The sequence below is a fragment of the Xanthomonas sp. SHU 199 genome, from assembly GCF_000364665.1.
GTDB lineage: Bacteria > Pseudomonadota > Gammaproteobacteria > Xanthomonadales > Xanthomonadaceae > Xanthomonas_A > Xanthomonas_A sontii.
In genome coordinates this window covers 1-8,614 of sequence record NZ_AQOI01000260.1, presented here as the reverse complement: position 1 = coordinate 8,614, position 8,614 = coordinate 1, and the positions used below count along the sequence as shown (strand labels likewise).

At 71.2% G+C, this 8,614-nt stretch carries 9 protein-coding genes and 1 pseudogene; 8 read left to right on the top strand and 2 right to left on the bottom strand.

Going from position 1 to position 8,614, the window contains the following annotated elements:
* Positions 1 to 297, bottom strand: a pseudogene (locus tag D183_RS0110055) (hypothetical protein); the annotation flags it as partial.
* 66 nt (positions 298 to 363) lie between these two features.
* Here D183_RS0110055 and hemA point away from each other — a divergent pair.
* The 8 genes from hemA (at position 364) to ppk2 (ending at position 7,748) form a co-directional block, all read left to right on the top strand.
* Positions 364 to 1,647: a glutamyl-tRNA reductase gene (hemA, locus tag D183_RS0110050; protein WP_017908875.1), complete on the top strand. Its 1,284-nt coding sequence runs from the start codon at positions 364 to 366 to the stop codon at positions 1,645 to 1,647.
* Positions 1,625 to 2,710 (top strand): peptide chain release factor 1, encoded by a 1,086-nt coding sequence (gene prfA / locus D183_RS0110045; protein WP_017908874.1) that lies wholly within the window; start codon positions 1,625 to 1,627, stop codon positions 2,708 to 2,710. Before hemA ends, prfA begins: the two co-directional genes overlap by 23 nt.
* Entirely contained in the window at positions 2,707 to 3,159 is a 453-nt protein-coding gene (locus tag D183_RS0110040; RefSeq protein WP_017908873.1) for a GNAT family N-acetyltransferase, read from the top strand. The genes prfA and D183_RS0110040 overlap by 4 nt, the downstream gene beginning before the upstream one ends.
* 40 nt (positions 3,160 to 3,199) lie before the next feature.
* Entirely contained in the window at positions 3,200 to 4,912 is a 1,713-nt protein-coding gene (locus D183_RS0110035; protein WP_017908872.1) for an O-linked N-acetylglucosamine transferase, SPINDLY family protein, read from the top strand.
* 374 nt (positions 4,913 to 5,286) lie between these two features.
* Entirely contained in the window at positions 5,287 to 5,865 is a 579-nt protein-coding gene (locus tag D183_RS0110030) for a hypothetical protein (protein WP_017908871.1), read from the top strand.
* 215 nt (positions 5,866 to 6,080) lie between these two features.
* Complete coding sequence (gene moaB, locus D183_RS0110025) at positions 6,081 to 6,599, top strand: molybdenum cofactor biosynthesis protein B (protein ID WP_017908870.1); 519 nt, start codon at positions 6,081 to 6,083, stop codon at positions 6,597 to 6,599.
* Positions 6,600 to 6,612: 13 nt separating this feature from the next.
* Positions 6,613 to 6,963, top strand: coding sequence for a helix-turn-helix domain-containing protein (locus D183_RS0110020; RefSeq protein WP_017908869.1), 351 nt, complete (start codon positions 6,613 to 6,615; stop codon positions 6,961 to 6,963).
* On the top strand, positions 6,960 to 7,748 hold the full coding sequence (ppk2, locus tag D183_RS0110015) for a polyphosphate kinase 2 (RefSeq protein WP_017908868.1): 789 nt from the start codon (positions 6,960 to 6,962) through the stop codon (positions 7,746 to 7,748). Before D183_RS0110020 ends, ppk2 begins: the two co-directional genes overlap by 4 nt.
* Positions 7,749 to 8,078: 330 nt before the next feature.
* Here ppk2 and D183_RS24415 read toward each other — a convergent pair.
* On the bottom strand, positions 8,079 to 8,614 hold a 536-nt coding region (locus D183_RS24415; protein WP_017908867.1), incomplete at its 5' end, for a TlpA family protein disulfide reductase.

The window sequence follows — 8,614 nt, the reverse complement described above, 5'->3', positions numbered from 1 at the left end:
GGGCGCGCGCTGCCGCCACAGCGCCAGCGCCTGGGCGGCGGCCGCGCTGTCGTTGGCGAGCATGGCGATGCGGGTGGCGCGCTCGGCCAGGCCGGCATCGCCGGGGCTGTCGTTGGCGGCCTGCAGGTACCAGCGCGAGGCGTCGGCCAGTTGGCCGGCCTGCAACGCGAACTCGCCGGCCAGCACCGGGGTCATCACGTCCTGGGCGGGACTCGGTGCCTTGGCCGCGGCCGGTGCGGCCACGGCGGCGATTGCGGACAGCAGCAGAAAGGTACGGATGCGAATCAGTGCGGGCATCGGAAGCGGCCGGGCCGTAAAATGGGGCCCTGAATGGCCAGCAGCTTATCGCAAGCAACTGAACAGATGACGTTGTGGGTGCTCGGATTGAACCACCAGACCGCGCCGGTCGACCTGCGCGAACGGGTGGCATTCGCCGGCGACGCATTGCCGCGCGCGCTGCAATCGCTGCGTGGGTTGCCCGACGTCGCCGAGGCGGCGCTGCTGTCCACCTGCAACCGCACCGAGCTGTACGCCATCGCCGGCGATGCGCAGCACCTGGCCGACTGGCTGGACTCGCATGCCGCCGGCCTGCACGGCTATCTGTACCAGCATCAGGACGCGGACGCGGTGCGACACCTGTTCCGGGTCGCCACCGGGCTGGACTCGATGGTGCTGGGCGAGCCGCAGATCCTCGGCCAGGTGAAGGACGCCTGGTCGCTGGCACGCGAGCATGGGGCGATGGGCAGCCGCCTGGACCGCCTGTTCCAGCAGACCTTCTCGGTGGCCAAGCGCGCGCGCACCGACACCCGCGTGGGCGCCAATCCGGTCTCGGTCGCCTCCACCGCGGTGCGCCTGGCGCAGAGTTCCTTCGCCCGGCTCAGCGAATCCACCGTGCTGCTGGTCGGCGCCGGCGAGACCATCGAGCTGGCCGCCAAGCATCTCAGCGAGGGCCGCGTGCGGCGTCTGCTGATCGCCAACCGCACCCTCGCCCACGCGCAGGAATTGGCCAGCCGCCACGGTGGCGTGGCGCTGCCGCTGAGCGAGCTGGAACGCCACCTGCACGAGGCCGACGTGGTGTTCTCGGCCACCGCCGCGCGCGAGCCGGTGGTGACGCGGGCGCAGGTCGAACAGGCGCTGCGCGCGCGCAAGCACAAGCCGATGCTGCTGTTCGACCTGGCGGTGCCCCGCGACATCGAGGCCGGCGTGGCCGACCTGGCCGACGCCTACCTGTACACCGTCGACGACCTGGAGCGCGCGGTCGAGGACAACCGCCGCGGCCGCCGCGAGGCCGCCGAGGCGGCCGAGGCGATCATCGACCTGCAGGTGGTGCGCTACATGGAGGCGCTGCAGGCCAGCACCCGCCAGGCGCCGCTCAAGCGCCTGCGCGCGCACGGCGACAGCACCCGCGACGACGTGCTGGCCAAGGCGCGGCAGCAACTGGCGCACGGCAAGCCTGCCGACGAGGTGCTGGAATTTCTCGCCAACACCCTGACCAACCGCCTGCTGCATCCGCCCACCGCGGCGCTGCGCGAGGCGGCGCTGCGCGGCGACGCCGAGCTGGCGCGCGCCGCCGAGCGCCTGTTCCCGGAGAAGCCGGGCTATTTCCACCCCATTCTGAAGACCGATGACACCGACCCTGCGCCGTAAGCTGGAGGCGCTGGCCGAGCGTCGCGAAGAACTCGAACGCCTGCTGTCCGACCCCGAGGTGGTGAGCGACAACACGCGCTTCCGCGACTACTCGCGCGAATTCGCGCAACTGGAGCCGGTCGCCGCCGCGCTGGCCGCCGAGGCCGCGGCCAAGGCCGACCTGGCCTCGGCCGAGGCGATGCGCGCCGATCCGGAACTGCGCGAACTGGCCGAGGAGGAAATCACCGCCGCGCAGGCGCGCCTGGCCGAACTGGACGCGGAACTGGCGCTGCTGCTGGTGCCGCGCGATCCGCGCGACGACGGCAACCTGTTCCTGGAAGTGCGTGCCGGCACCGGCGGCGACGAGGCGGCGATCTTCGCCGGCGACCTGTTCCGCATGTATGCGCGCTACGCCGAACGCCAGGGCTGGAAGGTGGAAGTGGAATCGGACAGCCCCGGCGAGCACGGCGGCTACAAGGAAGTCGTGGCGCGCATCGTCGGCCGCGGCGCCTACTCCAAACTCAAGTTCGAGTCCGGCACGCACCGCGTGCAACGCGTGCCGGCGACCGAATCGCAGGGCCGCATCCACACCTCCGCGGCGACGGTGGCGATCATTCCCGAGGCCGACGACGTGGAGGAGATCGCGATCAACCCGGCCGACCTGAAGATCGACACCTTCCGCTCCTCCGGCGCCGGCGGCCAGCACGTCAACAAGACCGAGTCGGCGATCCGCATCACCCACGTGCCCAGCGGCGTGGTGGTGGAGTGCCAGACCGAGCGCAGCCAGCATGCCAACCGCGACAAGGCGCTGAAGCGGCTCAAGGCGCAGCTGCTGGAGGCCGAGCGCAGCAAGCAGGCCGCGGCCGAGGCGCAGGACCGCAAGCTGCAGGTCGGAAGCGGCGACCGCAGCCAGCGCATCCGCACCTACAACTTCCCGCAGGGCCGCATCACCGACCACCGCGTCGAGGGCCTGACCCTGTACGACCTGCCGAACGTGATCGAGGGCGACCTCGATGCGCTGATCGGACGCCTGAGCCACGAGCACCAGGTCGACGAACTGGCGCGCCTGAGCGACAGCCCATGAGCGTGCGCGTGCGCCAGGCCGATGCGCACGACCTGCCGGCGCTGGCAACGCTGTTCGATGCCTACCGGCAGTTCTACGGGCAGGTGCCGGATGCGGCGACTGCGCACGACTTTCTCGCCGCGCGCATGGCCCGCGCCGAGTCGGTCGTGCTGCTGGCCGAACGCGATGCGCAGGCCGCCGGCTTCGTGCAGTTGTATCCGTCTTTCTCCTCGGTGCGGGCGGCACGGCTGTGGATCCTCAACGACCTGTACGTCGCCCCGGCGCACCGCCGCCACGGCGTGGCGCAGGCGCTGCTGCATGCCGCCGAACGCCATGCCGCGGACGATGGCGCAGTGCGCATCGTGCTGGAGACGGCGCAGGACAACCTCGCCGCGCAGGCCCTGTACCGCGCCTGCGGCTGGCAGCAGGACCTGAGCGCGCAGCACTACGTCAAGGCGCTGGTGCCGTGAGCGTGCGCCGTCCGCGATCGGTCGCGGCCGCCACGGCGGCATGAACGGCGGCGTCGACGAACGCCTGCAACTGCAGGCCGCGGTGCGGCGCGATCCGCAGGACTTCCTGGCCTGGGTGATGCTCGCCGACGCCGAACTCGGCGTCGGCGCAGTGGCGGCCGGCGAACAGGCCGCCGTGCGTGCGCTGCAGTTGCGCCCGGGACATCCGGAGGCGCTGGCGCGGCTGGGCCGGGTGCGCTGGACCCAGGGTCGCCATGCCGACGCAGCGCAGGCATTGCGCGAGGCACTGCGGCAAGCGCCCCAGCACCCCGGCATCGCGGTATGGCTCGGCCACGCCCTGGAAGACAACGGCGAGGCCGAAGCCGCAGCGCAGGCCTACGCGCATGCGCACGCCCTGCTGCCGCAGGAGCCATCGATCGCCGCCTACCTGCTGAACTGGCGCCGCAAACTGTGCGACTGGCGCGGGCTGGACACGCTGTCGCAGCAGGTGCGCAGCGCGGTGCAGCAAGGGCATCCGGCGATCGAACCGTTCGCCTTCCTCAACGAGGACGCGGGCGCGGACGAACAACTGCGCTGCGCGCGCAACCGCGCCCAGGCGCTGGCGCGCAGCCTCGCACCGCTGCCGGCTGCGCAGGTGCGCCGCGATGGCGCGTTGCGCATCGGCCTCCTGTCCAACGGCTTCGGCGCGCATCCCACCGGCCTGCTGACCGTTGCCCTGTTCGAGCGCTTGCGCGCGCATGCCGACCTGCAGGTGCACCTGTTCGCGCTCAACGGCGACGACCGCAGCGCGCTCCGTGCGCGGCTGCAGGCGGCTGCACATGCCTGGCACGACGTGGCCAGACAGCCGCATCGTCAGATCGCCCAGCGCATCCGCGATACCGGCATCGACCTGCTGTTCGATCTGCGCGGTTGGGGCGGCGGCGGCACGCCGGAAGTGCTGGCGTTGCGTCCGGCACCGGTGCAATTGAACTGGCTGGCCTACCCCGGCACCTCCGGCGCACCCTGGATCGACTACGTGGTCGGCGACGCCTACGCGTTGCCGCCGGCGCTGGCCGCGCACTACAGCGAGCGGGTGCTGCGGCTGCCGCGCGCGTTCCAGCCGTCCGACGATACCCGCCATGTCGGCACCCCGCCCGCGCGCCGCGACTGCGGCCTGCCCGAGCACGGCACTGTGTTCTGCTGCTTCAACAACAGCTACAAGCTCGGCCCGCGCAGCATGGCGCGGATGCTGGAGGTGCTGCGCCAGGTGCCGGACAGCGTGCTGTGGCTGCTGTCCGGCCCGGGCCAGGCCGATGACCGACTGCGTGCGGCCGCCGCGGCGGCCGGCGTGGACCCGACGCGCCTGCGTTTCATGCCCAAGCTGGCGCATCCGGACTATCTGGCACGCTACCGGCACGCCGACCTGTTCCTGGACACGCATCCATACAACGCCCACACCACCGCCTCCGATGCCTTGTGGGCCGGCTGCCCGGTGCTGACCTGCCCCGGCAGCACCTTCGCCGCACGCGTGGCCGGCAGCCTCAATCATCATCTCGGCCTGGACGACATGAATGCCGCCGACGACGCAGCGTTCGTCGCCACCGCGGTGCGCCTGGGGCGCGATCCCGCGGCGCTGCAGGCATTGCGCGAACGATTGCACGCACGGCGCGCGGACAGCGGCCTGTTCGACATGCGCGGCTTCGCCGACGACTTCGCCGCGCTGCTGCGCGACACGGCTTCGCGCCATGGCTGGGAAGGCGCAGGCTCGACCTGATCGATCGCTCACGGATGCGCCACAATTCCGCGGCGGCACATCCAGCAACGGACGGCGTAGCGACGTATCGCCAGTCAACGTCGCCATCGACATCACCGCCGGTACATCCGCATCGCCGTCTCCCATCGCCGCGCGCGCTTGCGTCACAGCGCACGGGTGGTGTGGACGAGCGTCGCTGCAGGTCGCAGCGACCCAGCCAACGGCAGTCCGTGAGGCGCATGGGCGCAGTCGCCAGCGTGCAAGTCGAGCTACCGAAGCGCTTGACCTCAAGTGGACTTGAGGTCCGACACTGCGCGCACGCTCCTCGTGCAGATCCCGCAATGTCGCTGCCGCTCCCGATTCCGACGCCCGATTCTTCCGCCCCCGTTCGCAGCATGCTGCTCGCCGAAGCCCCCATTCCGGATCGCGCCGCGCTGTTCGACTGCATGCGCGGCCTGTGCGATCATCGGCTGCATGCCCTGACCTGGATGGAATCGCTGGGCGATGCCCCCGACCTGCTGTACGCACGCTGCTGCTGCGACGCGGCGCCAGCACTGCATGGACTGCTGCGCGCACGCCTGCCGGCGCTGCGGCGGACGCTGCGGCGCTACCGGCGCATCCGCAGCGGCGTATCCGATCCGCACCGGGCAGCGTCCTGCGTGGTGATGACCCGCGTCCCGACCCGCAATGCAGCGCAGGCGCAAGGCCGCGCCGATGCCGCGTTCGCCGCCCTGCAGGATGGCGCACATGCGCTGCGCGGCCTGATCGCCGCGCACCTGTACCTGTCGGACGACGGCCGCACCCTGCTCGAATGCACCGAGTGGCACAGTGCGGAGGCACAGCGACGCGCCATGCAGCGCGAACCCGAGCGCCTGCCGCTGGCCGCCGATCGTGCCGCCAGCGTCCGTCGCTTCCGGCCACGCACCCTGGTCCTGCCATGCGACGGCACGACCCCGGTCCACCTCCACGCCTGAATCGGCGGGCGCGCGCCAGCAACGTGCGCGGATGCGGCTCCCCGCCCGGGCGGCGATCCCGGCGCGCGATCACCACGCCCAAGCGCACACTTCGGCGGCCCGAAGCGCCCCCATTGCCGTCGTCCACGACAACCCGCCAACCCCGCCGTAGCCGCGGCTGAAGCGCCAACGCGCCCAGGCTGTACGCCGGCCGGGCGAGCCGCTAGGCTGCCGGCATGACCGCCAACGCCGACTTCATCGCATTGAACCTGTGCGTGCTGACCGTCTCGGACACGCGCAGCCTCGACCAGGACAGCTCCGGCGACTATCTGGTCGCCGCTCTCGGCGGCGTCGGCCATCGCCTGCACGCACGGGAACTGCTGCCTGACGACCGCTATCGGATGCGCGCCACGGTCTCGGCCTGGATCGCCGATCCGGAGGTGGACGGCATCCTGGTCACCGGCGGCACCGGCTTCACCGGCCGCGATTCCACGCCCGAGGCGCTGCTGCCGCTGCTGGACAAGGAGATGCCAGGCTTCGGCGAGCTGTTCCGCGCGATCAGCGTCGAGGAGATCGGCACCTCCTCGCTGCAGTCGCGCGCCTTCGCCGGCCTGGCAAACGCCACCTTCCTGTTCTGCCTGCCCGGCTCCACCTCGGCCTGCCGCACGGCCTGGGAGCGGATCATCGCCGCGCAGCTGGATGCCCGCACCCGCCCCTGCAATCTGGCCACGCTGCGCCCGCGGCTGAAGGAATGACCTGGACTCCCGCATGCCCCTGGACACCACGTTGCGCCTGCTGGCCAAGGCCAGCGGCATGAGCGCCGCGGATATCGCCGCGGCCATCCCGCGCGCCGGCGCGGCCACGGTCAAGGCCTGGATGGCGGGCGAAAAGCTACCCGGACGCGCCCAACTCACCGCGCTGGCACGCACCTTCGGCGTGCCCGCCGGCGCCCTGCTCGGCGAACTGGCCAGCCAACTGGACCCGGCACGCACCCGCGGCGAACACGATCTGCTGCAGGCCTACCGCGCCCTCGACACCCGCCAGCAGGGCGCGCTGCTGGAAGTGGCGCGCAGCATGGCCGGCACCGGCACCGGCACCCGCAAGCGGAGCAGCAAATGAGCCACCTCAAGCGCAAGCAGTACAAGGCCCTGATGCAGCCGCTGCAACTGGAACTGACCGCGATGGCGCAGGCGGTGCAGCACAGCGGCGAGCGCGTGCTGGTGCTGTTCGAAGGCCGCGACACCGCCGGCAAGGGCGGCGCGATCCAGGCCATCGCCGAACACCTGAACCCGCGCCAGTGCCGCGTGGTCGCCCTGCCCAAGCCGACCGACCGCGAAGCCACGCAGTGGTATTTCCAGCGTCACATCGCGCATCTGCCGGCGGCCGGCGAGATCGTGCTGATGGACCGCAGCTGGTACAACCGCGCCGGCGTGGAGCGGGTCATGGGCTACTGCAGCGATGCCGAATACCACGCCTTCCTGCGCCAGACCCCGCTGTTCGAGCGGCTGCTGGTGGACGACGGCATCCGCCTGTTCAAGTACTGGCTGTGCGTGGACCAGGCGCAGCAGGAAAAGCGCTTCGCCGAGCGCCTGCACGACCCGCTGAAGGGCTGGAAGCTGTCGCCGGTGGACCTGAAATCGCGCAGCCAGTACGCCGACTACACCCGCGCCCGTGAGGCGATGCTGGAAGCCACCCACCGCGACTACGCGCCGTGGACCCTGGTCGACTTCAACGACCAGAAGCGCGGCCGCCTGACCCTGATCCGGCACCTGCTCGACCAACTGCCGGAAACCCGCCTGCACGAACCGGACCTGGATCTGCCGCCGCTGAAGCAGAAGCTGCACAAGGAAAAGTTCGGATTGCTGCAGCCGATTCCGTCGTATGAGGCGGGGAGTGGGGATTAGGGATTGGGGATTGGTTGAAGCCTGCGGCGCGCAGTCGTCACTTTGCGACCGCGCGTCGCCGGGCGCGCCACTCACAGCCATTCCGGGAACAGCGCGTCGCGGTTGAAGCCGCCTCTACGGTGGTCTCGGCTCACGCACCACTAAACAGGCGGCTGTCCCCGCAGGAGCGGCTTCAGCCGCGGCGAGCGAAGCCATCCCATCCTCTGGTCGCGCAAGGCGTCGGGACTGAAGTCCCTCCCACAAGGAAGACTTTTCGCTTCCGACGCGCGCATCCCCAATCCCGAATCCCCAATCCCGGCGGCGACGGCGGTCACCTAGGCCACCGCCCCCTCACCCCGCCGCCTTTCCCTTCCCCTTCCCCTTGCCCTGCCCGGGCGCCGGGCGACCGGCGGCGGCGATCGCGGTTTCGATGTCGTGGGCGGTGACCGGCCCCAGGAATTGCTTGGCGAGCTTGCCGTCGGGCGCGATCAGGTAGGTCATCGGCAGGCCGCGCGGGGTGGCGAAGTCGGCCGGCGGCGCATAGGTGTCGACGATGACGATCGGGTAGGCGACCGGATGCTGCTTCAGGAACGCCTGCATCTCCGCCGGCTCGATGTCTTCGTAGGCCAGGCCCACCACCTCGATGTTGTCGCGCATCACGTGCAGCGCCGACAGCTCCGGCATCTCCTTCAGGCACGGCGCGCACCAGGTGGCCCAGAAGTTCACCACCACCCACTGCCCGCGGTGCGCGGCCAGGTCGTACTCGCGGCCGTCCACCGCCTTCATCTTCAGGCTCGGCTCGGGGCGGGTCTCCTGCACCACGGACGGCCCGGCCGCCGGCGCGGCGGGCGCCTCTGGCGCTGCCGGGGCGGGCGGCGCCTTGGGCG